The organism is Stenotrophomonas sp. CASM114, assembly GCF_049384325.1.
Taxonomy (GTDB): Bacteria; Pseudomonadota; Gammaproteobacteria; order Xanthomonadales; family Xanthomonadaceae; genus Stenotrophomonas; species Stenotrophomonas muris.
In genome coordinates this window covers 1-23,108 of sequence record NZ_JBMRGJ010000035.1, presented here as the reverse complement: position 1 = coordinate 23,108, position 23,108 = coordinate 1, and the positions used below count along the sequence as shown (strand labels likewise).

Here is a 23,108-nt window from a genome sequence, read left to right as displayed (position 1 = left end):
CCCCCCCCCCCCCCCGCCACTACCGGGCAGCAGAGCGTGGCTTCACGCGCTCTCGTGCGCGGCCACCGCATCCATCACCCGCGCCGAGTACACCAGCGCGGCGCCAGCGTTGAGCGAGACCGCCACGCCCAGCGCCTCGGCGATTTCCTCGCGGCTGGCGCCATGCTTCAGCGCCGCGTCCACGTGCACGGTGATGCAGCCGTCACAGCGGGTGGTCACCGCCACCGCCAGCGCGATCAGCTCCCGGGTCTTGGCATCCAGGTGGTTGGTCTGGGCACCGGCATTGGCCAGGGTGGCGTAGCCCTTGACCGTATCCGGCGAGAGCTTGCCGATCTCGCCGATGCGGCCCTTCAGTTCCTTGCGGTAGGCATTCCAGTCGAGCATGGTCGTGACTCCTGTGAAAGGAGCTCCACGCTACCACCGGGAATGTTGCACCGATGGCTGCACCGGTGCGCCACACCGTTGCACTGCCGGCCAGCGGCCGGCACCACCGGACTCAGCGGTTGCGCAGCGCGTGCACCGCCGGTGCCACCTGGGCCTGGCGGTCCAGTTCCAGGCCCACCTGGTCCAACGCGTCGGCCAGTGCTGCGGCATCGTCATCGCGCAACGTGGCATGGCCGACCTTGCGGCCTTCGCGCGACTCCTTGCCATAGTCATGCCAGTGGCCACTGGCCTGGGCCAGCACCGGCAACGGGTCGGGCATCCGGCCCAGCCAGTTCAGCATGCAGGCATGGCCGAGCATGCGGGTGCTGCCCAGCGGCAGGCCCAGCACGGCGCGCAGGTGGTTCTCGAACTGCGAGGTCTCGCTGCCTTCGATGGTCCAGTGCCCGGAGTTGTGCACGCGTGGCGCCATCTCGTTGGCCAGCAGTTCGCCATCGCGGCAGAACAGTTCCAGCGCGAACACGCCGACGTACTGCAGGTGTTCGGCGACACGGCGCGCATAGCCGATGGCTGCCTGCTGCTCGGCGGCGGACAGCACGGCCGGGGCCACGCTGGCCGACAGCACACCGTCGACATGCCAGTTGCCGGTGATCGGCCAGGCTTCGAAACTGCCATCGCGGCCACGCACCGCCACAACGCTGACCTCGCGCTGGAAGGCCACGAAGCCCTCCAGGATCAGTCCGGTGCGCTCGACCTGCGCACCCAGCGCATCCCAGGCGGCGTCGATGTCGGCCTCGCTGCGCAGACGGAACTGGCCCTTGCCGTCGTAGCCCAGGCGGCGGGTCTTGAGGATGCACGGCAGGCCGAATTCGGCGGCCTTCGCCGCCAGCTCGTCGCGGCTGCGGATATCCGCGAAGGCCGGCAGCGGGATGCCCAGCTGCTGGAACAGGGTCTTCTCGCTCAACCGGTCCTGGGCCACCGCCAGCGCGGCCGGCGGCGGGTAGACCGGCACGCGGTCGGCCAGGAACTGCGCACTGTCGGCGGGCACGTTCTCGAAATCGAAGGTGACCACATCGACCTTGGCGGCGAAGTCCGCCAGCGCCTGGCGGTCGTCGAAGGCACCGACGGTGAGCGGCGCCAGCGGGCCGCTGCAGGCGTCGGCGGCCGGGTCGTACAGCTCGAAGCGCAGTCCCAGCGGCGCACCGGCCAGGACCATCATGCGGGCGAGCTGGCCGCCGCCCAGAATGCCGACGGTCAGGCTCATTGGCGTGGATCGTCGTGGGCCATCACGTCTTCGGTCTGGCGTGCACGGAAGGCGTCGAGCGCCTGGCCGATCGCCGGCTGGTCGCTGGCCAGCATCGCGGCGGCGAACAGCGCCGCGTTGGACGCGCCAGCATTGCCGATGGCGAAGGTGGCGACCGGGATGCCGGCCGGCATCTGCACGATCGACAGCAGCGAATCCATGCCGTTGAGGGCCTTGGACTGCACCGGCACGCCCAGCACCGGCACGGCGGTCTTGGCGGCGATCATGCCCGGCAGGTGGGCGGCTCCGCCGGCACCGGCGATGATCGCGCGCAGGCCACGCGGGCCCGCCTGCTCGGCGTAACTGAACAACACATCCGGCGTCCGATGCGCGGACACCACCTTCACTTCGAACGGAACACCCAGGGCTTCAAGCTTCTGGGCGGCGTGCTGCATGGTTTCCCAGTCGGAACGGGAACCCATGACGATGCCGACAAGCGGCGCGATCGGGTTGGGGGTCATTGGCCGTCACCTGCCTTAAAGACGTATTCTAGCCATCTTCCACGCAAGACGAAGAACCATGGATCGCAAGCTGCTCGACCTGCTGGTGTCGCCTGACACCCGCCAGCCCCTGTCCCTGCTGGATGGCAAGGGCCTGGAAGCCCTCAACAAGGCCATTTCCGCCGGCGCGGTGAACAAGGCCGATGGCAACCCGCTGGCGCAGCCGCTGCGCGAAGCGCTGGTCACCCGCGACCGCAAGCAGGTCTTCCGCGTCGACGACGGCATCCCGGTGCTGCTGGCCGAGGAAGCCATCCCGACCGCCCAGATCGCCGATTTCCCGACCGCATGAGCACGCTGCCGACGCCGGATGCGGCCGTTGTCGCCGCCGATGTCGCGCGTGCACTGGCCGAGGACCTGGGCAGCGGTGATGTCACCGCCGCCCTGCTGCCCGACCAGGCCGACAGCGCCTACCTGCTGTGCAAGCAGGACGGGGTGATCGCCGGCCGCCCCTGGTTCGACGCCACCCACCGCGCGCTCGACCCGGACGTACGCATCGAATGGCAGGTTTCCGACGGCGACGCGGTCACCGCAGGCACCGTGCTGGCCCTGCTGCATGGGCGCAGCCGCAGCCTGGTCAGCGCCGAACGCACCTCGCTCAACTTCCTGCAGACGCTGTCCGGTACGGCAACCACCACCGCCCGCTACGTGGCGGCGGTGGCCGGTACCGGCACGCGCATCCTTGACACCCGCAAGACCCTGCCCGGCCTGCGCCTGGCGCAGAAGTACGCGGTGCGCTGCGGCGGTGGCGAGAACCATCGTTTCGGCCTGTACGACACGGTGATGCTGAAGGAGAACCACATCCGCGCTGCCGGCTCACTGGCCGACGCCGTGGCGGGCGCACGCCGGCAGTGGCCTGCGCTGCCGCTGGTGGTCGAGGTCGAGGATCTGGCGCAGCTGCGCCAGGCGCTCGACGCCGGTTGCGAACGCATCCTGCTGGACGACTTCAGCCCCGACCTGCGCCGCGAGGCGGTACGCATCACGGCCGGCCGCATTCCGCTGGAAGTGTCCGGCAGCGTCGGCCTGGGTGGCCTGCGCTCGATCGCCGAGGATGGCGTCGACTGCATCTCCATCGGCGGCCTGACCAAGCACGTGCAGGCCATCGATCTGTCGTTGAAGCTGGGCCCACCGCCGGGCTGAGGCCTGGCTTGGGGTCCGATCCCTTTTTCATGGGAAAAGGGATCCGACCCCGTTCTCACACCCGGCGTTCACGACAGCGCTGCGACGCTGCGGGCATCCCCCACAGGAGCCGCGCATGCGCCGGATGCTCTTGCCTGCCTGTCTGCTGCTGGCCGCGGCCCCCCTGTCCGCAGCGGCGGCCGAAGCCTGCGATGTGCCACCGCGTTTCGGCCTGAGCCCATTGGCGGTGGCCATCCGCAATACTGCCTGCAATGAACACCGGCTCTGGTTCCGGCCTTTCATCGATCGCGATGGCCGCGCGGCGAGCCTGAGTGTCACCGAGGCCGAGAACGAACATCTGGCCGACAACGGGCTGATTGCCTGGCAGCGCGTGGCCGGCTACTGGCGCAACAGCGGCACGCTCAACGCGATGGGCAGCATCGCCGGCGCCAGCAGCTGTCTGGCACCACTGGGCACGCGCTACACCGACAGCGACTGCCGCACCTTCCTGATCGACAACCCGTGGTCGGCCGCGTTCATTTCCTGGGTGATGGTGCAGTCCGGCGTCCCCGGCTTCAACGCGTCGCCACGCCACATCGACTACATCCGTGCCGCGTACCAGGGCGGACCCTCGGGCGTGCCGTACCGGCTGGTCGATCCCGCGACCGCAAAGCCCGCACCGGGCGACCTGCTGTGCTTCCTGCGCGATCGCAGCACCACGCTCAGCTACAGTGGGCTGGTGCAGGCACTGGGCAACGGTTCGGTGGGCCACTGGAAATCACATTGCGAAGTAGTGGTGGCCGCCAACCTGGGGGGCGACCAGACCCTGTACCTGGTGGGCGGCAACGTGATGAACACGGTGGCGATGCGACTGCTGCCGCTGGACCGCACCGGGTTGATCAAGCTGCCGCCGGCGCGCGAACGCAACAGCACCGGCATCGAGCCCAGCTGCACGCCGGGCCGCGAGGACGAATGCAGCTTCAACCGCCAGGACTGGGCAGCGCTGCTGCAGCTGACGGCGACCGCGCCATTGGTGATGCCTTCGCCCTCCGCCGCGCCGATGCAGACGGTGCCGGCGACGGCGCCGTCTAACGTGCCCGCATCACCGATGTCCAGCGAACCGCAGCCGCGGCGGTGAATGCAGCGCTTGATCCAGCGCGCATTCGCCGCCATCTTTGCGGGATCGACCTCTGACGGCTGACGCCATGCCCACCCTGCTGTTGTTGCTGATTGCCGGCGGAATCATCTATTTCTTCTGGAATGCGGCGCGTTCGGCCGCCGAGCGCGCGGTCGAGCTGGGCCGCAATGCCTGCCGCGCTGCCGACGTGCAATGGCTGGATCAGGCGGTACATGCCACCGGCCTGCGACTGTCGCGTGGCGAGGATGGACGGCTCGGTTTCGAGCGCACCTTCAAGTTCGAGTATTCCTACGATGGCATCGATCGCCACGTGGGCCGCATGGTGCTGCGCGGCGACCAGCTGATCTCGTTCACCGGCCCCGGTGCCGCGCGGATCAGCCAGATTCGGCCGGACGTGGAAGATGCCGAGGATGTGTAAGAACTGAAGGTTTGCCGACCAACGGTCGGCACCCACACAATTCCGGCACCCACCGGTAAAACCTGCAAAGGAAGACGCCGCCCAGCGGGGCGGCGTCGGAATGGTTACTTGACCACGCGCAGGTTCGGGCGGCCCTTGGGCGGCGGACTGGCCGGTGGCGTATCGTCCGGCGGCGTGCCGTCCTCGTGCAGCAGTTCGTCACTGGTCGGCGCGGTCTCGCTGCCCGGAATGTCATCCGGCAGCGCCATGCCCTGCCCGGTCTCGCGTGCATAGACCGCCAGCACGGCGCTGATCGGTACCTGCACCGGGTAGCTGGTGCCGGAGAAGCGGGCCGAGAAGCTCACCATTTCGTTGTCGATCATCAGCCGCACGACGGCGCGTTCGGCGATGTTGAGCACGACCCGGCCATCCTTGACCGCCGAAGGCGGCACCTGCACGCCGGGGACGCCGGCGTCGACCAGGATGTGCGGGGTCAGCTGGTTGTCGTTGATCCATTCCACCAGCGCCCGCAGCAGGTACGGGCGGTGGCTGGTCATGTGGAAGAAGTCTTCGGTCATGCGTGAAGTGTACGCGCCCGGCGCCCCGCCGGGGCGGATCGCCTGCACGCCGGTCGGCGTGCAGACGGGTTACGCAAGGTCGGATCAGACCGGCAGATCGCGCAGCTTCTTTTCCTGGTCGGTCAGGCTGCGGACGAAACCCGGGTGACGGAAGATGCGGTTGCCATAGTCCTCGATCGCCTTGCCGTCCTTCGGCAGCGGCACGTCCAGCGACTGCAGGCGCCAGATGATCGGTGCCATTGCACAGTCGGCCAGGCTCATTTCCGGATTGAGGAAGAACTTGCTGGCCTTGAACAGCGGCAGCGAGGCGGTCAGCAGTTCCTTCAGGCGCTTGCGGCCGGCCTCGGCCTGGGTCTTGTTGCCCAGCTGGATGGCCTGCACCTGCGGTACCCAGTCGTGCTCGATGCGCAGCATGGCCAAGCGGATACGCGCACGCGAGAGCGGATCGACCGGCATCAGCGGAGGATGCGGGTAGCGTTCGTCCAGGTATTCGCTGACCACCGACGCGGCGTACAGCACCAGCTCGCGCTCGACCAGGGTCGGCACCGAGTGGTACGGATTGAGATCGATCAGGTCTTCAGGCGGGTTCTGCGGATCGACCGGGACAAAGTCGAAGGTGACCCCCTTGGCCGCCAGCACCAGGCGTACCCGGTGGCACAGTACGTCGTCGTTCGAGGAAAACAGCGTCAGTGTATTGCGCATGCGTACGCTCGCCGCCATCAAAGGCTCTCCCACGACAGGAGACCGCCTGCCGCATCGGCGCCGCCGGCACCGTGCCAGCGGTCGACTCCACCCCGAGTGTGCAACCGACCATCACAAAAGCCAATAGGCCCGTGCGATGGCCGGCGGCAGAATCAGTGGACGTCCTTCCAGTATTCCTTCTTCAGCAGGTACAGCAGGAAAGTCAGCAGGGCCAGGAACAGGATCACCCATACGCCCAGCTGCTGGCGCTTGAGCGCGGCCGGTTCACCGGCGTATTCGAGGAAGTTGGTGATGTCCCGAACGGCCTGATCGTACTGGCCGGCATCGACCGACCCGGGCGTTTCGATTTTCAGGCCGGTCACCGGCGGGTCCATGCCGGGCGCTTCCGCCTTGCCGTGCACCGCATGCTGCAGGCCCTGCATTTCCCACAGCGGGTTGGGCATGGAGGCATTGGCGAACAGCGCGTTGTTCCAGCCCAGCGGGCGGCTGCTGTCCAGATAGAACGACTTGAGATAGGTGTAGACCCAGTCACTGCCCCGCACGCGCGAGATCAGGCTGAGATCGGGCGGCATCTTGCCGAACCACTTCTCCGCGTTCTCCTTGGGCATCGCCACCGGGATCGGGTCGCCGATCGCCGAGCCGGTGAAGTTGAGGTTGTTCATCACCTCTTCCTCGGTCAGGCCGAGGTCCTGCGCCATCCGCGAATAGCGCAGGTACTTCAGTGCGTGGCAGCCGGAGCAGTAGTTCATGTACAGCTGCGCGCCGCGCTGCAGCGAGGCGCGGTCACCGAGGTCGTTGCCGGCCTGCAGCAGCGGGGTGCCGCCTTCGACGGCGGAGGCCAGGAAACTGCCCAGCATCAGGGTGGCCGCCAGGGCCAGCCGGACCATCCAGCGCTCAGTCATGCGTGGTCACCCTCTCTGGTACCGGCTTGGTCCTGTCCAACCTTGTCCATAGCGGCATGGTGATGAAGAACGCGAAGTACAGGAAGGTCAACACCCGCCCGATGTAGGTCTCGTGCACGTCGGTGCCCGGGCCGGAACCAATCACGCCCAGCCACACGAAGCACACCGCCAGCACGCCCAGCATCACCTTCGAGATCCAGCCGCGGTAGCGCACCGATTTCACCTTCGCCTTGTCCAGCCACGGCACCAGGAACAGGATCGCGATGGCCGAGAACATCACCAGCACGCCGCCCAGCTTGTTCGGCACCACGCGCAACATCGCGTAGTACGGCGTGTAGTACCAGACCGGCTTGATGTGTTCCGGGGTCACCAGGCGGTTGGCTTCGGTGAAGTTGTCGTGCTCCAGGAACAGGCCGCCGAAACCGGGCGCGAAGAAGATGATGAAGGCGGCGATGATCAGCAGGAAACCGGCACCGACGCCGTCCTTGAGCGTGTAGTACGGATGGAACGGAATGCCGTCGGCCGGGGCGTTCGGCGACCAGCGGTTGCCCTTGGGCCCCTTCTTGATCTCCACGCCATCGGGGTTGTTCGACCCCACCTCGTGCAGCGCGCCCAGGTGCAGCACCACCAGCAACAGCAGCACCAGCGGCAGTGCGATGACGTGCAGCGCGAAGAAGCGGTTGAGCGTGGCGTCACTGGGCAGGTAGTCGCCCATGATCCATTCGGTCAGGCCGTTGCCGATCACCGGTATCGCGCCGAACAGCGAAATGATCACCTTGGCGCCCCAGAACGACATCTGGCCCCACGGCAGCACGTAACCCATGAACGCTTCGGCCATCAGCACCAGGTAGATCAGCATGCCCAGGATCCACACCAGCTCGCGCGGCTTCTGGTAACTGCCGTACAGCAGGCCGCGGAACATGTGCAGGTAGACCACGATGAAGAACAGCGAGGCCCCGGTGGAGTGCATGTAGCGGATCAGCCAGCCCCACTCCACATCACGCATGATGTATTCGATGGAGCCGAACGCCTCAGCGGCGTTGGTCTTGTAGTGCATCGTCAGGAAGATGCCGGTGACGATCTGGTTGACCAGAACCAGCAGCGCCAGCGAACCGAAGTAGTACCAGATGTTGAAGTTCTTCGGCGCGTAGTACTCGGTGACATGCTTGCGGTAGACCGGCATCAGGCCCGGGGCGCGGGCGTTGACCCAGTCGGCCACGCCGCTGGCGGTACGAGCGAGGATATTGGCCATCAGGCTGCCCCCTGCGGATCGACACCGATGATGATGGTGTTGTCGTCCTGGTAATGGTGCGCGGGCACCTTCAGGTTGATCGGCGCCGGCACGTCCTTGAAGACGCGGCCGGACATGTCGAAGCGCGACTTGTGGCAGGGGCAGAAGTAGCCGCCCTTCCACTGCGGGTCATAGGGTTCAGGCCGGATCTCGGCGACCATTTCCGGCGAGCAACCCAGGTGCGTGCACAGGCCGACCAGCACGGAAATGTCCGGCTTGATCGAGCGCAGCTCGGGGTTCTGCTTCAGCACGTAGTCCGGCTGCTGGTCCTTCTCGCCGGACTCGGGGTCCTTGAGGCGGCCATCGAGCCCGTGCAGTGCATCGAGGATCGCCTTGGACCGCTTGACGATCCAGATCGGCTGGCCACGCCATTCCACGATCAGGCGTTGGCCTTCCTGCAGGGCGCTGATGTCGGCCACCACCGGTGCGCCGGCAAGCTTGGCACGGGCACTGGGGTTCCAGGATTTGATGAAAGGAACAGCGGTGAATCCGACGCCGACGGCGCCCACCACGGCTGTGGTGGCAGAAAGAAAACGCCGACGTCCGGTGTTGACTGGATCGTGTACCCCATCGTTGGCCATCCGGCACTCCGATATTGATTAGGTAGCTTTAAGGCTGCCAGCGGATCCGGTGGGGGCCAGAGCCGCATTGAATCATGGGCGAGTGTAGCGGAACCGTCGAGCGCCACACAACGCATTGCAACAACATTGATTACGGGGCTGCCAGCCAGTGGCCGGTCGGTACCGGCCATTGCCCAAGGTTGCCGGCCAGCGGCCGGCACTACTGGTGCGTCAATGCGGTGCGGTAACGCTCGGCCAGCTGCCCGACCCGGCGCACGTAGTACTGGGTCTCGCTGTAGGGCGGCACGCCACCGTGGCGGTCAACCGCGCCTTCGCCCGCGTTGTAGCCAGCCGCGGCCAGGGTCAGGTCGCCATTGAAACGCTTCAACAACCACGCAAGATACTGCACGCCACCGCGGATGTTCTGCCCGGCATCGTAGGAATCGCTGACTCCGAAACGGGCCGCGGTTGGCGGCATCAGCTGCATCAGGCCCTGCGCGCCGGCGCGGCTGAGCGCGGTCGGGTTGTAGGCCGACTCGGCGTGGATGATGGCGCGCACCACGGCTTCGTCGACGCCGAACTCGCGCGCGGCCGAGCTGATCTCGGTCTGGAACGCGGTGGTGTTCAACCGCACCGAACCGAAGTCCACGCGCGGGTTGACGCCACAGGCGTAGCAGCGCTCCATGAAACTGTAGCGGATGGTGCGCACCGGGCCGAGGTTGGCGACCTGGGTCGGACGCGCACTGGTGTAGTGGCGCACGCCGTCCTTCATGAAGGAATAGACCTGGCCGCTGACCATGCGCCCGCTGCGCGAGGCGACCGGGGGCGCGGGTACGGCGGCTGGCGCAGCCGCCGGCGCCGCAGCGCTGGCCGCCACTGCCACCGGGTTGCGCTCGATGCTGGCCACGGTGGTCGGCGCCGGCTTCGGCGCGGCCACCACCGGGCGCGGTGCCGGGCGGAGGTCGCGGCTGTAGCTGATGGCGCTGCAGCGGGCCCCGGCCAGGCGCTTGCTGACATAGCTGGTGACCCCGTCGGCGCCCTGGCACTTGAACAGGGTGCCCGCGCTGGCCGGCGCAGCGGTCAGCGCAGCGATGATGATCGCCGTTGTCCCCAGTATCCCCTTCATGCCGGCGAGTGTCCCAGCTTCGCCAGGGCTTGCCAAGCGACGCGGCTCAGCCTGTGACGGGCGGCACAGCCAGCACCTGCCCCAATCCGGCCAGGCGCTGTGCCAGTTCATCGCGCAGGCCCGGCGGCGTGGTCCACACCGCCACCGGCACCCGATCCAGGCTGAGGATCTGCGCCACCATCATGCCGCGGCTCTCGGCGCCCATGCGCAGCAGGCAATGGTCGGGCCCATCGTGCTCCAGCACACCACACCAGGGCGGGATGCGGCCTTCCAGCTCGGCGCGGCTGCCGGCCAGGCGGACGATGGCCTGCAGGGCGAACGGGGCCTGGCTGACCGCCTGCCGCACCATCACATCCGGCGGTGCGGGCGTACGGCGGTGCATGCCCGGCTCGGCGCATTCGCGCACCGCGCCCATCCGGTCCACGCGCAGGGTGCGCCAGTCCTGCCGGCCCAGGTCCCAGGCCAGCAGGTACCAGCGCCGCCCGTAGTTGACCAGGTGCTGCGCCTCGACCTCGCGCTGGGTCACCGCTTCCTGGGCACTGCGGTATTCGAAGGCCAGCCGTGACGCCTGCCGGCAGTGCTGGGCCAGCTGCCCGAGCAGGCGTGCGTCGGTGGACGGAAGGTCGGACAGGGTGGCGGTGGCGGCATGCACCTCGCCGGCCTGCTGGCGGCGACGGGTCGGCACCAGCGGATCGAGCTTGGACAACAGGCCGCGCGCGGTGTCGTCGATGCCGGCGACGGTCGCCGAGGCCACGCGCAGGGCGATGGCCAGGGTAGTCGCCTCCTCCTCGTCCAGCAGCATCGGCAGCACCGGCGCCCCTGCCCCCAGCTGGTAGCCGCCGCCAACCCCGGACGAGGCCCGGACCGGATAACCCAGCTCGCGCAGGCGCTCGACGTCACGGCGGATGCTGCGCCGGTCCACGCCCATGCGCTCGGCGAGCTCGGCCCCGGACCACTGGCGACGGGCCTGCAGCAGGGCGATCAGGCGCAGCAGTCGATGGGCGGTATGGCGCATGAAGGATCGAGGACAGAAGTCGTCCGCAATAGTGCCCCAGGATGGCCTCCAGTTCACCACCCACCGCAAGGAGCAATGCCATGAATTCACGCCAGATCACCCTGTACCACGCCGCACGTTCCCGCTCGAGCGGCGCCGTGGCCCTGCTCGAAGCACTGGGTGCCGACTACCGCATGCAGGTGCTGGACCTGAAGGCGGGCGCCAACCTGGCCCCCGCCTACCTGGCCATCAACCCGATGGGCAAGGTGCCGGCGATCGTCCACAACGGTGCGCTGGTGACCGAGCAGGTGGCGATCTACCTGTACCTGGCCGACCTGTATCCGGAGGCCGGCCTGGCACCGCCGATCGGCGACGCCCTGCGCGGGCCCTACCTGCGCTGGATGGCCTTCTATGGCGCCTGTTTCGAGCCGGCGATGATCGACAAGGCGATGCACCGCGAGCCGCCGCCGCGCCTGATGTCGCCGTACAACGACGCCGAGACCGTGCTGCAGGTGATCGAGGCCCAGCTGGCGCAGGGCCCCTTCCTGCTCGGCGAGACGATGAGCGCCGCCGACGTGCTGTGGGGCAATGCGCTGGCCTGGACCACGGCCTTCGGCCTGGTGCAGCCCGCGCCGGCCACGGCCGATTACATCGCACGGATGAGCGCGATGACCGCCTTCGACCGTTCGCGGCAGATCGATGCGGAGCTGGCGGCGGCGTAAGCAGCGGCCCCCTTGTAGAGCCGAGCCCACGCTCGGCTGCTCCTCCGCCTTGCAAAGGCAGCCGAGCACGGGCTCGGCTCTACAGTGATGGCCACGCTGGGCATGGGCGCGGTTGCACGGGCGCGGCGGCTGGCGCGGGATGCGGGTAGAATTGCCCGCTTTCCCGCCACCCGAATGGATTAAGCGCCATGACCGGGACGCCAGACGTCTTTCCGCCCACCACACCGGGCGGTACCCCGCTCGTTGCCCTGCCCGCTGGTCCGCGCAAGCCCGACCAGGTGAAAGGCAAGCTGTACATCAAGACCCACGGTTGCCAGATGAACGAGTACGACTCGGCCAAGATGGCCGACGTGCTTGCCGCCAGCGATGGCCTGGAACTGACCGACAGCCCGGACGACGCCGACGTCATCCTGGTCAACACCTGCTCCATCCGCGAGAAGGCGCAGGAGAAGGTGTTCAGCCAGCTGGGCGTGTGGAAGGGCCTGAAGAACAAGGGCCGTGAAGTCATCATCGGCGTCGGCGGCTGCGTTGCCTCGCAGGAAGGCGAAGCGATCATCAAGCGCGCGCCGTTCGTCGACCTGGTGTTCGGCCCGCAGACCCTGCACCGCCTGCCGGAGCTGATCCGTGCACGCCGCGAGCAGAAGCGCCCGCAGGTCGACATCAGCTTCCCCGAGATCGAGAAGTTCGATCGCCTGCCCGAGCCGCGCGCCGAAGGTCCCTCGGCATTCGTGTCGATCATGGAAGGCTGTTCCAAGTACTGTTCGTTCTGCGTGGTGCCCTACACCCGCGGCACCGAAGTCAGCCGCCCGTTCGAGGATGTGGTGGTGGAGGTGGCGCAGCTGGCCGCACAGGGCGTGCGCGAGATCAACCTGCTCGGGCAGAACGTCAACGCCTATCGCGGGCCCTATGGTGACGGTGAGTTCGCCGACCTCGGCCTGCTGATCCGCACCATCGCCGAGATCGATGGCGTTGGCCGCATCCGCTTCACCACCTCGCATCCGCTGGAGTTCAGCGATTCGCTGATCGATGCGTTCCGTGACGTGCCACAGCTGGCCAACTTCCTGCACCTGCCGGTACAGGCCGGCAGCGACCGCGTGCTGTCGGCGATGAAACGCGGCTACACCGCGCTGGAGTTCAAGTCGAAGATCCGCAAGCTGCGGGCGGTGCGCCCGGACATCTCGATCAGCTCGGACTTCATCGTCGGCTTCCCCGGCGAGACCGACGCCGATTTCGAGAAGACCATGAAGCTGATCGAGGACATCGGCTTCGACCACAGCTTCTCCTTCATCTATTCGCGCCGCCCCGGCACGCCGGCCGCGGACCTGGAGGACACGATCAGCGATGCCGAGAAGCACGCGCGCCTGTCGCGCCTGCAGGAGCGCATCAATGCGCATGCCGCCGGCATTTCCGAGAAGATGGTCGGCACCGTGCAGACCGTGCTGGTGGAAGGGCCCTCGCGCAAGAACCCGAACGAGCTGACCGGCAAGACCGAGAACATGCGTTCGGTGAACTTCCCGGCGCCGGCGCGCCTGATCGGCCAGTTCGTGGATGTGGTGATCACCGAAGCGCTGACCAATTCGCTGCGCGCGCGGGTGGTGGCGGAATGAATCTTCGGGTCGGAGCCCCAAAGGGGCTCCGACCCGCCGGCCCGATAAATTGGGGTCGGAGCCCCTGCGGGGATCCGACCCCCTGCCTTCAATCCAGGCGCTTGCGGAAGCGCAGGATCGCCAGGGTCATCATCACCACGATGAAGGCCAGCAGCGCCAGCGCGTCGTGCCACAGCTCCCACAATGAGGCGCCGCGCAGCATGATGCCGCGCACCAGGCGCAGGAAGTGGGTCAGCGGCAGCACCTCGGCCAGCCACTGCACCGGCCGCGGCATGCCTGCGAACGGGAACATGAAGCCCGACAGCAGGATCGACGGCAGGAACAGGAACAGCGTCATCTGCATGGCCTGGAACTGCGAGCGCGCACGCGTGGAGATCAGCAGGCCCAGCGCCAGGTTGGCCAGCACCAGCAGCACCGCGGCCAGATAGATGTCCAGCAGGCTGCCGCGAATGGGTACCTGGAACAGCCAGGTGCCCAGCACCAGCACCAGCGTGGTCTGCAGCAGGCCGATGGCCGCATAGGGCAGCACCTTGCCGACCATCAGCTCGCTGCGCGACACCGGCGTGGCGATCAGCAGTTCCATGTTGCCGCGCTCGCGTTCGCGCACCACCGCTACCGCCGTGAACATCACCAGGGTCATGGTCAGGATCACCCCGATCAGGCCCGGTACGATGTTCACCGCCGAGCGCCGCTGCGGGTTGTAGAAGCTGGTCACGCTGACCGGACCACTGGCGATGCTGCCTTCGCGCAGGGGACGGGTGTTGCTGGTCGGGCGCGTGTCCAGCGGCACCTGCGCCAGCTGGATCGCCGCGCTCTGCACCACGGTGTCGCTGCCATCGACCAGCACCTGCACCGCCTCGCGTCCATCGAAGCGGCGACGCTCGAAGTCGGCCGGCACCACGATGCCGACACTGATCTCGCCACGGCGCAGCGCCTGCATCAGCTGGGCAGGCGTGTAGGCTTCGCTGCGCGGCGTGATCACGCCGGTGGCCACCATGTCCTGCACCAGCGCGCGCGAAGCGGCGCTGTTGGCCTGATCGGCGACACCCGCATCGAGATGACGCAGGTTGAGGTTGATCGCATAGCCGAACAGCAACAGCTGCATCACCGGAATGCCAACGATCATCGCCAGCGTGATGCGGTCGCGGCGCAGCTGCCGCAGCTCCTTGAGCATGATCGCCCACAGCCGGCGCAGGTTCATGCCGCCGGCTCCCGGCCGCGGCCACGGGTGGCGGCCACGAACACATCTTCCAGGTTCGGCGCCACTGTCTCGATGCGGGCCTGCGGGTCAGCGTTGGCAAGTGCACGGGCCAGCACTGCGACGTCCGCTGCGCCCTCATTGCACAGCACGCGCAGCTGGGTGCCGATCTGCGCCACGCTCAGCACACCGGGCAGCTCAGACAGTGCGCGGCTGGCCTGCCGCGGCTGCGACGACGTGACCTGCAACGTGCGGCCGTCCAGCCGTGCGCACAGCTCAGACGGCGTGCCATCGGCAACCAGTGCACCACGGTCCAGGATTGCCAGCCGGTGGCAGCGCTCGGCCTCGTCCATGTAGTGGGTCGACACCAGCACGGTGGTACCGGCGTCGGCAAGTTCAAACAGGGCTTCCCAGAAATCACGGCGCGATTCCGGATCGACCGCGCTGGTCGGCTCGTCCAGGAACAGCAGCTCGGGCGCGTGCACGACGGCGCCGGCCAGGGCGAGGCGCTGCTTCTGGCCACCGCTGAGGGTTCCGGCCAGCTGCGGCTGCCGGTCCAGCAGACGGTACTCCTGCAGCAGCTCGTCGACCCGCTGCCGGGCCTGCGCGCGTGGCAGATCCTGGATGGCGGCGAGGAATTCCAGGTTCTCGCGCACCGACAGGTCCTCATACAACGAGAAGCGCTGGGTCATGTAGCCGATGCGCCGGCGCAGTGCTTCGGCCTGCTCGGGAACCGCCAACCCCAGCACCTCGATCTGCCCAGCGCTCGGTTCCAGCAGGCCGCACAGCATGCGGATGGTGGTCGACTTGCCCGACCCGTTCGGGCCCAGGAAGCCATAGACCTGGCCACGCGGCACGGTCAGGTCGACGTTGTCCACGGCCAGCAGATCGCCGAAGCGGCGGGTCAGGCCCTGCGCATGCACCGCGATGTCGCCGCCGGTGTTCAGAAGCGCACCTGCACCGGCAGTCCGGCCGGGAGCTTCTGCATGTCGGTGGCCGCATCCACTTCGATCTCGGCGAGGTAGCTCAGGCGCTCGACGTCATCGCCACTCAATGCGTAGTACGGGGTGAACGAGGGCTCGCTGCGGATTGAGCGGACGTGCCCCTTCAGCACCGTGCTGCCGCCTTCCAGCTGTACCTGCGCGGCCTGCCCGACCTTGACCTGCAGGCGCAGCGGCTGCGGCAGGTAGACGCGTGCATAGGGGCGCTCGCCAACCAGCATCACCGCCAGCGGCGCCCCGATCGGTGCCTGGTCACCCTGCCGGTAGGGCAAGGCATCGACCACGCCATCGCGCGGTGCGCGCAGCTGCAGCTTCTGCAGGTTGACGCCCTGCACCACCTGCTGCGCCTGTGCGGCGTCGGCGGCCGCCAGGCCCTGGGCGATGTCCTGCGCGCGACTGCCGTGCACCCGCTCCAGCCAAACCTGCTCGGCGGCCCGCACGCTGGCCTCGGCATTGCCGGCAGCCGCCCGTGCACGGTCCAGCTCGGCGGCGGCGATCAGGCGCTGGCGTGCCAGCGGTTGCACCCGACGGTAGTAGGCACTGGCTTCGGCGGACTGCGCGCGCAACGCGGCCAGCTGCGCCTGGGCCTGTGCGATCTGTTCCTGGCGCGGGCCGATCTTCAGCTCTTCCAGCTGGGCCTGCGCGCGCACCGTGTCGGCCTGCGCCGCGGCGAACTGCGCGTCGCCGCGGGCGGGGTCGAGCTGCATCAGCACTGCTCCGGCCTTGACCTGCTGGCCCTCGCGCACCTCCACCGCGGCGATCACTTCGGACGCCGGCGCCGGCACCGTGATCCGGTCCCACTCCAGCGTGCCGAGCGCTGCAGGCGGTGCCTGCCCACACCCTGCCAGCAGGCCGATACCCACCAATCCGATTCCACGCATCCCATTGCCGATGCCCATGCCATCCCCTCCTGCGACGGCGCCACGGTGCCATCCGCCCCGTGCACCCTCTATGATTCCGATCAGCCCTGACGGTTTTTTCACCACGCGTTGGCGAGCCTTTGGCTGCAAGGCTCCTCGCCACCTATCCACAGGTTGATTCGGCATCATTCCACAACCGGTGTGGAAAACCGGCAACACGGGATCCTGTTGCTCGCCTGGCAGCGGAACCTGCGCTGCGATCACGAAGAACGCCGGCGCGCCCGGGAAGTTCTCGGCACGCGCTGCGACGTGCCCTCCCTCCCGGTCCGCCCGTCCTGCGGGTGCCGGCACGCCCGGGTCCGTGACGATTTTTTCACCACCCCCTCATGACGCTTGTGGCACAAGCACTGTAGAGGTCTATCCACAGGTTTCCGCAGCCCCCGTCCACACCGGGTGTGGAAAAGCATGTATCGACCCCGTGCTGGCCGCGCGCCCGCTGCGCGCGCTACCCTTGTCCTCCCTGAATACACTGCGGTGGAAGGCTTCCGCCCCACCCAAGGCAATGAAAAGCATCGAACATCGAGACTTCACCCTGTCGCCGGAAGACACCGAGCGGTTGGCCAACCTGTGCGGCCCCTTCGATGGGCACCTGCGCCAGATCGAGCTGAAGCTCGGCGTGGAGATCGCCAACCGCGGTTTCGTGTTCCGCATCAGCGGGCCCAACGAAGCCATCGTCGAGGCGCAGAAGCTGGTTGAAGCGCTGTACGCCGAAGCCGGCGAAACCACCTTCGACAACCACGCCATCCACCTGCGCCTGGCGCAGGCCAACGTCGAGCAGATCGCCGAACGCTCCTACGAAGCGCAGGAGGTGGCGATCAAGGTCAAGCGCGGCACGGTGCGCGGCCGCGGTGCCAACCAGGGCCGCTACCTGCACCAGATCGCCACGCATGACATCAACTTCGGCATCGGCCCGGCCGGCACCGGCAAGACCTTCCTGGCCGTGGCCAGCGCGGTCGAAGCGCTGAACGAATCACGGGTGCAGCGCCTGATCCTGGTGCGCCCGGCGGTGGAGGCCGGCGAGAAGCTGGGCTTCCTGCCCGGTGACCTGAGCCAGAAGGTCGACCCCTACCTGCGACCGCTGTACGACGCCCTCTACGAGATGATGGGCGTGGAGAAGGTGGTCAAGCTGCTGGAAAAGAACGTCATCGAAATCGCGCCGCTGGCCTACATGCGTGGCCGCACGCTCAACGATGCCTTCGTGATCCTGGACGAAGCACAGAACACCACCATCGAGCAGATGAAGATGTTCCTGACCCGCCTCGGCTACGGTTCCACCGCCGTGGTCACCGGCGACCTGACCCAGACCGATCTCCCCAAGCACGTGAAGTCCGGCCTGCGCGATGCCATCGACGTGCTGCGCGAGGTAGAGGGCGTCAGCTTCACCTTCTTCGAGTCGCGCGACGTGGTCCGCCACCCGCTGGTGGCGCGCATCGTCAGCGCCTACGATCGCCGTGACCTGCATCAGATCCAACCTGGAGCAACTCCATGACCCGTGGTCCCGTGCGACTGGACGTCGCCGTCAGTTATGCCCTGCCGCGCACCGGCCTGCCGGCGGCGGTCAGCTTCCGCAAGTGGGTGGCTGCTGCGCTGAAAGGCCGCATCCGCGAAGCCGACCTGGCCATCCGCGTGGTCGATGCCAAGGAAGGGCAGTCACTGAACCGCCATTATCGCGGCAAGGATTACGCGACCAACGTGCTCAGCTTCCCGGCCGAAGTGCCCGAAGGGCTGCCCAAGGGCGTGAAGTTTCCGCTGCTGGGCGACCTGGTGATCTGCGCACCGGTGGTGGCCCGCGAGGCCGATGAACAGGGCAAGGCGCTCAACGCCCACTACGCACACCTGACCGTGCACGGCGTGCTGCACCTGCTCGGCTGGGACCACGAGGACGACAAGGAAGCCGACGCCATGGAACAGCTGGAGCGCGAGATCCTGGCCGAGCTCGGCATCGCCGACCCCTACGCCGGCGAGCGCTGAGGCCCACGCACACCGGGATCTTCACGGAGGACGCGCCCATCGCGCTGCTGCCCGCATTCATCGCCGCTCTTCTGCAGGTGACCACTGCCCCGGGCATCGACCCCGGCCGGGAACGACCGTCGCCGTTCCCGGCCAGCGACAGCGCCGCCGACATTGCCGCCAAGGTCGCCGAGGTGCAGGCGTTCTTTGACGTCAGCCAACAGACGGCGCGCCAGGCGGTCGCCGAGGCGCAGCAGCACGCATTGATGGAACGTTTGAAAGCGCGCCACGCGGCACGCCTCGCCGGAATCTGGGTGGACAACGCGGCAGGTTGGAACGTCGTCGTTCGACTGACTGGCCCAGCACCCGCGGCCGATGAGACACATCCAGGGGCGGATGGCCCGCAACGCGTGCGCTACATCACCGGCGCCGCGATGACCGAAGCGGAGATGCAGCGCCGCCTGCACGCACAGCGGGACTGGCTGCTGGCCCAGCTGCCCGACCTGTTCGGCTATAGCCTGGATGTCACGACCGGGGAACTGGAGGTTGAGCTGCGGGATACCCCGGCCAACCGCGCGACGGCGGCGGCCGTGCGCGACCACTTGCAAGTGCAACTGGGCTACCCGGTCAGGCTGCGCTGGTACCCAGCGACCACGCGCAGGCATCCGCCCTGATTGCCTTGGGGCGCTCGCGATGGCTGGCCGGGACCGGTACGATCACCGGCCTGCCTTCCGTTGCGGATCCCGTGCCCGTGCTGCGTATTGCCCTGCCCCTGCTGCTCGCCGTGTCCGCCCCGGCCGCTGCCCTGGACCTGCCGGCCCTGATTGAATGCCGCCAGGGCGTGGCCGAGCAGGCCGCGCTGGCGCCCCTGCTGGCTGATCCACTGAGAGCCGTCGCCCACGGCCTGCAGCCGCTGCCGCAGGGCAACCAGTTCATGAGCGAGTACCGGCTGGCCCAGCCGATCAGCGTGTTCGGCACCCGCACCGAACGGGTCGCCGTGGCCGGGTCCAGCGTCATGGCGATCCTCGACCAGGCCGATCCGCGGCCGCTGACCAAGCGGCTGGGGCTGGAGACCGGCTACGACCAGGATGGCAAGTTCATGGCCGGCCGCGAGCTGGTCAGCCGCGACGTGACCGATCCGAAGACCGGCGAGGCCCGGATCGAGTCGATCATCCTCAGCGTCTCCACCGTGGCCTCCCATCCCGGCAAAACCCTGGCCGGCTGCACCTACAGCCTGGACCTGCCCGAGGAAGAAGCCCCCGCCCGGCCTGAACTGGCCCTGCCGCCGATCACCGGACCGGGCAGCGACGGTCACTGACAGGCCGCCACATCCTGCTAGACTTGGGCCAACGCCCGGCTTGCCGGGTGCCCTTTTTCCAGAGATGTCAGAAGACGACAGTAGTAGCTCCGCACAGGAGCCCAGTGAAAAGAAGCGCGGCTGGCTTGAACGCCTGACCTCCGCCTTCTCCGGCGAACCCCATACCCGCGACGAGCTGGTCGCTGTCCTGCACACCGCGCAGGAAGAGGGCCTGATCGCCGCCGATACCCTGAAGATGATGGAAGGCGCCATTTCGGTGGCCGAGTTGACCGTGGGCGACGTGATGATCTCGCGCTCGCAGATGGTTTCGCTGCCGGTCGAAGCGCCCTTCCTGGAACTGATGAAGCAGGTGGTCGAATCCGGCCATTCGCGCTTCCCGGTGCACGGCGAGAACAAGGACGACATCCTTGGCATCCTGCTGGCCAAGGACCTGCTGCGCGGCGTGGTCGCCGACAACGGTCCGGCCAACGTGCGCGAGCTGCTGCGCCCGGCGGTCCTGATCCCGGAAGCGAAGAAGCTCAACGTGCTGCTGAAGGAATTCCGCCTGTCACGCAACCACATGGCCATCGTGGTCGACGAGTACGGCGGTGTCGCCGGCCTGGTCACCATCGAGGACGTGCTGGAACAGATCGTCGGCGAGATCGACGACGAGCATGACGAGGCCGAGGATCCGTCGGCGCAGATCGCCATCCAGTCCGACGGCCAGTACGTGGTCGACGCGCTGACCCCGATCGGCGACTTCAACGAACGCTTCGGCGCTACCTTCTCCGACGAGGACTACGACACCATCGGTGGCCTGGTCACCGAGGCCGTGGGCCACCTGCCGGAAGTCGGTGACGAGCTGGCGCTGGACCGCTTCATGTTCCGCGTGGCCCGCGCCGATGCGCGCCGGGTCCAAGCCTTCCACGTGACCGTGCTGCCGCCGGACGCGCAGGACGACGCTTGAAGCGCGACGCCCTCCTGGCACTGCGCCTGAGGTTGTGGCTGGCACTGTGCGTGCTGGCCACGGCCCTGCCGCTGGCCGCCTTCGCGCAGCCGGCGGCACCCGCTCCTGCTGCACCCGCCGCCAGCGCCGAGGCTTCCGCCCCGCGCATCGGGGTGGTGACCATGCAGCCGGGCACGGTGTTCTTCGAGCGCTTCGGCCACGACGCCATCGTCGTGATCGATCCGCTCAGTGGCGAAGCGACCTCGTACAACTTCGGCTACTTCGATCCGTCCGAGGACGACTTCATCAGCCGCTTCGTGCGCGGCGACATGATGTATTACCTGGTGGCGCTGCCGCTGCAGCAGGACCTGTCGTACTACGACGAGACCGGCCGCGGCGCCAGCGTGCAGTGGCTGGACCTGCGCCCGGAGCAGGCACGTGCACTGGCCGCCGACCTGGCCGAGCGCGCCAAGCCGGAAAACGCGCGCTACCACTACGACTACTACACCGCCAATTGCGCCACGATGGTGCGCGACACGCTGGACAAGGCGCTGGATGGCGGCCTGCAGTCGCAGCTGTCGGGGCGCTCGCGCGGCAATACCTACCGCAGTGAATCGGTGCGCCTGGCCTCGCCGGCACCGTGGATGTGGCTGGGCTTCGATGTCGGCCTCGGTCCGTTCGCCGACCAGCCGCTGTCGCGCTGGCAGGAAGCCTTCGTGCCGATGCGCCTGGCCGACGCGCTGCGCCAGGCGCGCAACAGCGACGGCCGGCCGCTGGTGCAGTCCGAACAGGAACTGCTGCCGCACCGCATCGACCCGGAGCCGAAGGAGTTCGCGCGCCGCTGGTGGCCGTGGCTGCTGTGTGGCCTGGTGATCGCCGCCGGCATACTGGCGCTGCGCAGCCGGCCGCGCCTGCTTGCCGGGCTGGCCCTGCCGTTCTGGCTGCTGTGTGCCATCGCCGGCAGCCTGCTGGTGTTCCTGTGGGGCTTCAGCACCCACTACGCCGCCTGGGCCAACCGCAACCTGCTGCTGCTTTCGCCACTGGCCGTGCTGTTGCTGCCAGGCGCGATCGCGCTGCTGCGCCGGCGCGCGCCGGGCCGCATGTTCAGGGTCGTGCTGTGGCTGCTGTCGGTGCAGGCCGTGGCGGCGCTGGTGCTGCACTGGCTGAGCCTGCAGGCGCAGTACAACGTGCAGTGGATCGTGCTGCTGCTGCCCGTCCACGCCGCGCTGGCGTGGGTACTGGGGCGCCGTCCTCACTTGTCCGAAACACGGCACTGACGCACGATGGCGGGCATGTCATTGCCCGCCTCCGCTTCCGCCCCTGCCTCGGCCAACCCCGCCTGCGTCATCAACTGCGTCCACTACGATGACGACGGCAAACGCCACGACATCAGCCTGGATGCCATCAGCGATGTCATTGCCAGTGGCAACGGCTTCGTCTGGGTCGGCCTGTACGACCCCAACGACGATGTGCTGCTGAAACTGCAGGAAGAGTTCTGCCTGCACGACCTGGCCATCGAGGACGCGCGCAATGCGCACCAGCGGCCCAAGGTCGAGACCTACGGCAATTCGCTGTTCGTGGTGGTGACCACCGCGCAGATGGTGGACGAGCGCATCCAGTACGGCGAAACCCACGCCTTCCTCGGCCCGCGTTTCCTGGTGACGGTGCGCCACGGCGCCTCGCTGTCCTACGCTCCGGTGCGTGCACGGGTCGAGCGTGAACCGCAGCTGCTGAAGATGGGCCCGTCGTACTGCCTGTACGCGGTGACCGACTTCGTGGTCGACAACTACCTGCCCATCGTGCACCGCTTCCGCGACACCCTGGACCTGCTGGAAAAGGACATCTTTGCCGACAGCTACAAGCGCAGCACGGTGGTACGGCTTTACGAGCTCAAGCGCGAACTGAACAAGATGCGGATGGCGGTGGCACCGCTGCAGGATGTGCTGGCGCAGCTGCGCCGCTACCAGGGTGACCTGATTCCCGATGAAGTGAAGCTCTACGTGCGCGACGTGCATGACCACGCGGTACGCATCAGCGATGTGATCGACACCCTGCGCGAGATGCTGGGCACCGCACTGAGCGTGAACCTGTCGCTGGTGACGCTGGCGCAGGGCGAGACGGTCAAGCGCCTGGGTGCATGGGCCGCGCTGCTGGCAGCGCCGACGCTGATCACCAGCTGGTATGGCATGAACTTCAGCCACATGCCCGAGCTGAGCCAGCCGTGGTCGTATCCGCTGATGATTGTCGGCGTGGGCGGTGTGTGCGTCGGTCTGTACCGGTTGTTCAAGCGCGCGAAGTGGTTGTAGCGCGTATCGACCAACGGTCGATACCCACCATGCACGGGGGCGTCGATACCCACCACGCACGGGAGGCGTCGATACCCGGCAATCCGGTAGGCCACGACCGTTGGTCGTGGCACATGCCCCGCTTCTGGTAGTGCCGGCCGCTGGCCGGCAACCAGGGCAATGCCGGCCAGCGG

General features: G+C 67.7%; 26 protein-coding genes. 13 read left to right on the top strand and 13 right to left on the bottom strand.

What is annotated here, in order from left to right; translation table 11 throughout:
- Window positions 1–42: 42 nt before the first annotated feature.
- The 3 genes from VG566_RS20015 to purE form a co-directional block, all read right to left on the bottom strand.
- Window positions 43–384 (bottom strand): carboxymuconolactone decarboxylase family protein, encoded by a 342-nt coding sequence (locus VG566_RS20015; protein ID WP_004152082.1) that lies wholly within the window; start codon window positions 382–384, stop codon window positions 43–45.
- Between the two features lie 112 nt (window positions 385–496).
- The gene (locus VG566_RS20010) at window positions 497–1,645 is read right to left on the bottom strand and encodes a 5-(carboxyamino)imidazole ribonucleotide synthase (RefSeq protein ID WP_241884905.1); all 1,149 of its coding nucleotides are present in this window, start codon (window positions 1,643–1,645) and stop codon (window positions 497–499) included.
- On the bottom strand, window positions 1,642–2,145 hold the full coding sequence (gene purE / locus VG566_RS20005; RefSeq protein ID WP_005412808.1) for a 5-(carboxyamino)imidazole ribonucleotide mutase: 504 nt from the start codon (window positions 2,143–2,145) through the stop codon (window positions 1,642–1,644). Before purE ends, VG566_RS20010 begins: the two co-directional genes overlap by 4 nt.
- A 58-nt stretch (window positions 2,146–2,203) precedes the next feature.
- On the opposite strand from purE, the gene VG566_RS20000 reads away from it, so the two are divergent.
- The 4 genes from VG566_RS20000 to VG566_RS19985 all read left to right on the top strand — a co-directional run bounded on the left by VG566_RS20000 (window position 2,204) and on the right by VG566_RS19985 (window position 4,856).
- On the top strand, window positions 2,204–2,473 hold the full coding sequence (locus VG566_RS20000; protein WP_014036599.1) for a Trm112 family protein: 270 nt from the start codon (window positions 2,204–2,206) through the stop codon (window positions 2,471–2,473).
- Window positions 2,470–3,321 (top strand): carboxylating nicotinate-nucleotide diphosphorylase, encoded by an 852-nt coding sequence (nadC, locus tag VG566_RS19995; protein ID WP_014646586.1) that lies wholly within the window; start codon window positions 2,470–2,472, stop codon window positions 3,319–3,321. Before VG566_RS20000 ends, nadC begins: the two co-directional genes overlap by 4 nt.
- A gap of 115 nt (window positions 3,322–3,436) precedes the next feature.
- Window positions 3,437–4,438 carry a DUF2272 domain-containing protein gene (locus VG566_RS19990; RefSeq protein WP_014646585.1) on the top strand — a complete coding sequence of 334 codons (1,002 nt, stop codon included), beginning with the start codon at window positions 3,437–3,439 and terminating at the stop codon, window positions 4,436–4,438.
- A gap of 67 nt (window positions 4,439–4,505) precedes the next feature.
- Window positions 4,506–4,856 (top strand): DUF3301 domain-containing protein, encoded by a 351-nt coding sequence (locus VG566_RS19985; RefSeq protein WP_005415950.1) that lies wholly within the window; start codon window positions 4,506–4,508, stop codon window positions 4,854–4,856.
- A gap of 104 nt (window positions 4,857–4,960) precedes the next feature.
- On the opposite strand, the gene VG566_RS19980 is transcribed toward VG566_RS19985, so the two are convergent.
- From VG566_RS19980 to VG566_RS19950, 7 genes are all read right to left on the bottom strand, one after another.
- A complete protein-coding gene (locus VG566_RS19980; protein WP_014646584.1) occupies window positions 4,961–5,413 on the bottom strand; it encodes a ClpXP protease specificity-enhancing factor in 453 nt (150 codons plus the stop codon).
- A gap of 84 nt (window positions 5,414–5,497) precedes the next feature.
- Window positions 5,498–6,133, bottom strand: a complete 636-nt coding sequence (locus VG566_RS19975) for a glutathione S-transferase N-terminal domain-containing protein (protein WP_005408842.1) — start codon at window positions 6,131–6,133, stop codon at window positions 5,498–5,500.
- A gap of 134 nt (window positions 6,134–6,267) precedes the next feature.
- The gene (locus tag VG566_RS19970) at window positions 6,268–7,017 is read right to left on the bottom strand and encodes a cytochrome c1 (protein ID WP_241884903.1); all 750 of its coding nucleotides are present in this window, start codon (window positions 7,015–7,017) and stop codon (window positions 6,268–6,270) included.
- Window positions 7,010–8,269: a cytochrome b gene (locus VG566_RS19965; RefSeq protein ID WP_014646581.1), complete on the bottom strand. Its 1,260-nt coding sequence runs from the start codon at window positions 8,267–8,269 to the stop codon at window positions 7,010–7,012. Before VG566_RS19965 ends, VG566_RS19970 begins: the two co-directional genes overlap by 8 nt.
- Window positions 8,269–8,889: a ubiquinol-cytochrome c reductase iron-sulfur subunit gene (gene petA, locus VG566_RS19960; RefSeq protein ID WP_004151998.1), complete on the bottom strand. Its 621-nt coding sequence runs from the start codon at window positions 8,887–8,889 to the stop codon at window positions 8,269–8,271. The genes VG566_RS19965 and petA overlap by 1 nt, the downstream gene beginning before the upstream one ends.
- A 199-nt stretch (window positions 8,890–9,088) precedes the next feature.
- On the bottom strand, window positions 9,089–9,994 hold the full coding sequence (locus VG566_RS19955; protein WP_014646580.1) for a lytic transglycosylase domain-containing protein: 906 nt from the start codon (window positions 9,992–9,994) through the stop codon (window positions 9,089–9,091).
- A gap of 46 nt (window positions 9,995–10,040) precedes the next feature.
- On the bottom strand, window positions 10,041–11,009 hold the full coding sequence (locus tag VG566_RS19950; RefSeq protein ID WP_241884902.1) for a WYL domain-containing protein: 969 nt from the start codon (window positions 11,007–11,009) through the stop codon (window positions 10,041–10,043).
- Window positions 11,010–11,089: 80 nt separating this feature from the next.
- Between VG566_RS19950 and VG566_RS19945 the strand changes: the two genes are divergently transcribed.
- Together VG566_RS19945 and miaB are read left to right on the top strand one after the other, a co-directional pair.
- On the top strand, window positions 11,090–11,710 hold the full coding sequence (locus VG566_RS19945; protein ID WP_241884901.1) for a glutathione S-transferase: 621 nt from the start codon (window positions 11,090–11,092) through the stop codon (window positions 11,708–11,710).
- A 188-nt stretch (window positions 11,711–11,898) separates the two neighbouring features.
- Window positions 11,899–13,317: a tRNA (N6-isopentenyl adenosine(37)-C2)-methylthiotransferase MiaB gene (miaB, locus tag VG566_RS19940; RefSeq protein WP_014646577.1), complete on the top strand. Its 1,419-nt coding sequence runs from the start codon at window positions 11,899–11,901 to the stop codon at window positions 13,315–13,317.
- An 88-nt stretch (window positions 13,318–13,405) separates the two neighbouring features.
- Here the strand turns inward: miaB and VG566_RS19935 are convergent, their stop codons facing one another.
- Genes VG566_RS19935 through VG566_RS19925 form a run of 3 tightly spaced genes read right to left on the bottom strand, consistent with a single transcriptional unit; the run spans window position 13,406 to window position 16,415 of the window.
- Window positions 13,406–14,518 (bottom strand): ABC transporter permease, encoded by a 1,113-nt coding sequence (locus VG566_RS19935; protein WP_032960915.1) that lies wholly within the window; start codon window positions 14,516–14,518, stop codon window positions 13,406–13,408.
- Window positions 14,515–15,438 (bottom strand): ABC transporter ATP-binding protein, encoded by a 924-nt coding sequence (locus VG566_RS19930; protein WP_241884900.1) that lies wholly within the window; start codon window positions 15,436–15,438, stop codon window positions 14,515–14,517. The genes VG566_RS19935 and VG566_RS19930 overlap by 4 nt, the downstream gene beginning before the upstream one ends.
- A 20-nt stretch (window positions 15,439–15,458) precedes the next feature.
- The gene (locus VG566_RS19925) at window positions 15,459–16,415 is read right to left on the bottom strand and encodes an HlyD family efflux transporter periplasmic adaptor subunit (RefSeq protein WP_241884899.1); all 957 of its coding nucleotides are present in this window, start codon (window positions 16,413–16,415) and stop codon (window positions 15,459–15,461) included.
- A 523-nt stretch (window positions 16,416–16,938) separates the two neighbouring features.
- On the opposite strand from VG566_RS19925, the gene VG566_RS19920 reads away from it, so the two are divergent.
- The 7 genes from VG566_RS19920 (at window position 16,939) to VG566_RS19890 (ending at window position 22,935) form a co-directional block, all read left to right on the top strand.
- Window positions 16,939–17,925, top strand: a complete 987-nt coding sequence (locus VG566_RS19920) for a PhoH family protein (protein WP_032960924.1) — start codon at window positions 16,939–16,941, stop codon at window positions 17,923–17,925.
- Complete coding sequence (ybeY, locus tag VG566_RS19915) at window positions 17,922–18,407, top strand: rRNA maturation RNase YbeY (protein WP_014036587.1); 486 nt, start codon at window positions 17,922–17,924, stop codon at window positions 18,405–18,407. Before VG566_RS19920 ends, ybeY begins: the two co-directional genes overlap by 4 nt.
- A 77-nt stretch (window positions 18,408–18,484) precedes the next feature.
- Window positions 18,485–19,060, top strand: coding sequence for a hypothetical protein (locus VG566_RS19910; protein ID WP_014646572.1), 576 nt, complete (start codon window positions 18,485–18,487; stop codon window positions 19,058–19,060).
- A gap of 77 nt (window positions 19,061–19,137) precedes the next feature.
- Window positions 19,138–19,704: a hypothetical protein gene (locus VG566_RS19905; RefSeq protein WP_241884898.1), complete on the top strand. Its 567-nt coding sequence runs from the start codon at window positions 19,138–19,140 to the stop codon at window positions 19,702–19,704.
- Window positions 19,705–19,768: 64 nt separating this feature from the next.
- Window positions 19,769–20,650, top strand: coding sequence for an HlyC/CorC family transporter (locus VG566_RS19900; RefSeq protein ID WP_014036584.1), 882 nt, complete (start codon window positions 19,769–19,771; stop codon window positions 20,648–20,650).
- Window positions 20,647–21,906: a DUF4105 domain-containing protein gene (locus tag VG566_RS19895; protein ID WP_241884897.1), complete on the top strand. Its 1,260-nt coding sequence runs from the start codon at window positions 20,647–20,649 to the stop codon at window positions 21,904–21,906. Before VG566_RS19900 ends, VG566_RS19895 begins: the two co-directional genes overlap by 4 nt.
- Window positions 21,907–21,912: 6 nt before the next feature.
- Window positions 21,913–22,935 carry a magnesium and cobalt transport protein CorA gene (locus VG566_RS19890; protein WP_014646569.1) on the top strand — a complete coding sequence of 341 codons (1,023 nt, stop codon included), beginning with the start codon at window positions 21,913–21,915 and terminating at the stop codon, window positions 22,933–22,935.
- The last annotated feature ends 173 nt before the right edge of the window (window positions 22,936–23,108 follow it).

Excerpts from the sequence above, each read along its gene's own strand:
- VG566_RS19955 (WP_014646580.1), bottom strand. The coding sequence starts at position 9,994 with ATGAAGGGGATACTGGGGACAACGGCGATCATCATCGCTGCGCTGACC.
- VG566_RS19945 (WP_241884901.1), top strand. The coding sequence starts at position 11,090 with ATGAATTCACGCCAGATCACCCTGTACCACGCCGCACGTTCCCGCTCG.
- miaB (WP_014646577.1), top strand. The coding sequence starts at position 11,899 with ATGACCGGGACGCCAGACGTCTTTCCGCCCACCACACCGGGCGGTACC.
- ybeY (WP_014036587.1), top strand. The coding sequence starts at position 17,922 with ATGACCCGTGGTCCCGTGCGACTGGACGTCGCCGTCAGTTATGCCCTG.
- VG566_RS19900 (WP_014036584.1), top strand. The coding sequence starts at position 19,769 with ATGTCAGAAGACGACAGTAGTAGCTCCGCACAGGAGCCCAGTGAAAAG.
- VG566_RS19935 (WP_032960915.1), bottom strand. The coding sequence starts at position 14,518 with ATGAACCTGCGCCGGCTGTGGGCGATCATGCTCAAGGAGCTGCGGCAG.
- VG566_RS20000 (WP_014036599.1), top strand. The coding sequence starts at position 2,204 with ATGGATCGCAAGCTGCTCGACCTGCTGGTGTCGCCTGACACCCGCCAG.
- VG566_RS19975 (WP_005408842.1), bottom strand. The coding sequence starts at position 6,133 with ATGGCGGCGAGCGTACGCATGCGCAATACACTGACGCTGTTTTCCTCG.
- VG566_RS19990 (WP_014646585.1), top strand. The coding sequence starts at position 3,437 with ATGCGCCGGATGCTCTTGCCTGCCTGTCTGCTGCTGGCCGCGGCCCCC.
- VG566_RS19890 (WP_014646569.1), top strand. The coding sequence starts at position 21,913 with ATGGCGGGCATGTCATTGCCCGCCTCCGCTTCCGCCCCTGCCTCGGCC.
- VG566_RS19970 (WP_241884903.1), bottom strand. The coding sequence starts at position 7,017 with ATGACTGAGCGCTGGATGGTCCGGCTGGCCCTGGCGGCCACCCTGATG.
- purE (WP_005412808.1), bottom strand. The coding sequence starts at position 2,145 with ATGACCCCCAACCCGATCGCGCCGCTTGTCGGCATCGTCATGGGTTCC.
- VG566_RS19985 (WP_005415950.1), top strand. The coding sequence starts at position 4,506 with ATGCCCACCCTGCTGTTGTTGCTGATTGCCGGCGGAATCATCTATTTC.
- VG566_RS19925 (WP_241884899.1), bottom strand. The coding sequence starts at position 16,415 with ATGGGCATCGGCAATGGGATGCGTGGAATCGGATTGGTGGGTATCGGC.
- nadC (WP_014646586.1), top strand. The coding sequence starts at position 2,470 with ATGAGCACGCTGCCGACGCCGGATGCGGCCGTTGTCGCCGCCGATGTC.
- VG566_RS19950 (WP_241884902.1), bottom strand. The coding sequence starts at position 11,009 with ATGCGCCATACCGCCCATCGACTGCTGCGCCTGATCGCCCTGCTGCAG.
- VG566_RS19980 (WP_014646584.1), bottom strand. The coding sequence starts at position 5,413 with ATGACCGAAGACTTCTTCCACATGACCAGCCACCGCCCGTACCTGCTG.
- VG566_RS19965 (WP_014646581.1), bottom strand. The coding sequence starts at position 8,269 with ATGGCCAATATCCTCGCTCGTACCGCCAGCGGCGTGGCCGACTGGGTC.
- VG566_RS20015 (WP_004152082.1), bottom strand. The coding sequence starts at position 384 with ATGCTCGACTGGAATGCCTACCGCAAGGAACTGAAGGGCCGCATCGGC.
- VG566_RS19920 (WP_032960924.1), top strand. The coding sequence starts at position 16,939 with ATGAAAAGCATCGAACATCGAGACTTCACCCTGTCGCCGGAAGACACC.
- petA (WP_004151998.1), bottom strand. The coding sequence starts at position 8,889 with ATGGCCAACGATGGGGTACACGATCCAGTCAACACCGGACGTCGGCGT.
- VG566_RS20010 (WP_241884905.1), bottom strand. The coding sequence starts at position 1,645 with ATGAGCCTGACCGTCGGCATTCTGGGCGGCGGCCAGCTCGCCCGCATG.